Annotated in this window: 2 protein-coding genes; both read left to right on the plus strand. The window is 63.6% G+C overall.

The annotated features are described in order from the left end of the window. Positions 1-53: 53 nt before the first annotated feature. Positions 54-410, plus strand: a complete 357-nt coding sequence (locus AAD027_RS18995; protein ID WP_341727606.1) for a transposase — start codon at positions 54-56, stop codon at positions 408-410. Then, entirely contained in the window at positions 380-1,213 is an 834-nt protein-coding gene (locus AAD027_RS19000; RefSeq protein ID WP_341727607.1) for an IS3 family transposase, read from the plus strand. The genes AAD027_RS18995 and AAD027_RS19000 overlap by 31 nt, the downstream gene beginning before the upstream one ends. Positions 1,214-1,246 lie beyond the last annotated feature (33 nt).

The raw sequence follows: 1,246 nt of genomic DNA on the forward strand, positions 1-1,246 counted from the left end.
CGGTAGTTCCTACGGTTCAGTGGACACCCTGACCTAACCTCAGGAGTGTTGCCATGCCAAAGCCCGGCCCCAGAACGACGTATTCCTACAGCGATGCCTTCAAGGCGGCCGCTGTTCGCTTGAGCCAGCTACCGGGCGTTGCTGTCCGTGATGTCGCCGAGTCGCTTTACATCCATCCTTTCATGTTGTCTCGTTGGCGTAGGCTGGCGCGTGAGGGACAGATCATGGTCAAGGGCGCGGATGTGGATCCGGCGGTAGCCGCCGAGCTCAAGGAACTGCGGCGGGTCAAGAAGCAGTACGAGCAGCTGAAGCTCGAGCATGACCTTTTAAAAAAAGCGATCGCGTTCACTTCCGATCGAAAGGCGAAATCTTCGCCTTCATCCAGCAGCACCAGGAAGCGTACCCGGTGAGGACGATGTGCCGCCTCTACCGCGTCAGCGCCGCCGGCTACTACGCTTGGGTGCGGCGGCCTGCCAGCGCCCGTGCGATTGAGGACGCCGCGCTGGTCGAGAAGATCCGCAAGGTGCATGGTGCCAGCCGGGAAACCTATGGCAGTCCCCGGGTGCATGCCGCGCTGCGGCGACAGGGCGAGCAGGTGGGGCGCCGACGCGTGGAACGGCTGATGCGCGAGGAAGGGGTACGCGCGTGCTCGGCCCGGCTGTATCGGCGGCGTCCCGGGCTGGCCCGGTTCCTGGACAGCGTTCCCAGCCGCGCCCATGACGTGCCCTCAAGCCGCCCGGATCAGGTTTGGGTCGGCGACGTGACCTATCTGAAGGTTGGCGGCCAGTGGCGCTATCTGGCCACGGTCATGGATCGCTGCTCCCGGCGCCTGCTGGGCTGGTCGCTGGGGACCGAGCGTACGGCGGCATTGACCCGGCGGGCCTTGGCCGCGGCCCTGCGGACACGTGCGCCGGCGTGCGATACGCTGTTCCACAGTGACCGGGGGATCGAGTTCATGGCCAGCGACTTCAGGCGCCGATTGGGCCGCGTCGGACTGGTGCAATCAGCCAACCGGCCGCGACGCATGAACGACAACGCACACATGGAGTCATGGAATAAATCGATGAAATCGGAGATGTACCACCGCGGCATCTTCGACAGCGACCGGTCGCTGCGCATGGCCATCCGTGACTACGTCCATTTCTACAACCACCAGCGGTTGCATTCGGCGCTGGGGTATCGTTCACCCGTCGAGTTCGAACAGTGTTGCTAGAACAGGGGTGTCTACTTTTTCGTAGGAACTGCC

This window comes from Pseudoxanthomonas putridarboris (genome assembly GCF_038321125.1).
In the GTDB taxonomy this organism is placed as follows: Bacteria; Pseudomonadota; Gammaproteobacteria; order Xanthomonadales; family Xanthomonadaceae; genus Pseudoxanthomonas_A; species Pseudoxanthomonas_A putridarboris.

Bases quoted from the DNA above. Each gene is read 5' to 3' on its own strand.
- AAD027_RS18995 (WP_341727606.1), top strand. From the start codon at position 54: ATGCCAAAGCCCGGCCCCAGAACGACGTATTCCTACAGCGATGCCTTC.